Source organism: Thermus sp., from assembly GCF_056332225.1.
This window is the reverse complement of record NZ_JBWGQW010000008.1, coordinates 1-276: the sequence shown is the minus strand read 5'-3', so window position 1 is coordinate 276 and position 276 is coordinate 1. Positions and strand designations below refer to the sequence as shown.

At 69.6% G+C, this 276-nt stretch carries 1 protein-coding gene; it reads right to left on the bottom strand.

What is annotated here, in order from left to right:
- Nucleotides 1-276 (bottom strand): hypothetical protein (locus AC01Y6_RS02815; RefSeq protein ID WP_476670173.1); only part of this gene is annotated, 276 nt, incomplete at both ends.

Genomic DNA, 276 nt, shown 5'->3' with positions numbered 1-276 from the left:
CCACGTGCACGGGGAAGAGGGCCTCGAGCCTCAGGCCAAGCTCCCACAGGGGGGCGTCCCCGTCCGGGGAAAGCCCCGCCACCTGGAGGAAGAGGGGCTCCGTGCGCCGACCCACAGGCCCCAAAACCTCGCTCACCACCTCGCCCCGCCGGAAGTGCAAGGGGCGCACCCCGAGCCGTTGCCCCTCCCGGCTCAACAGGGCAAAGAACTCCTCTACCCGCCCCTCCTCGCTTTTGGGCACGAAGAAGTGCCCCACGAAGAAGCGGGGGTTGAAGG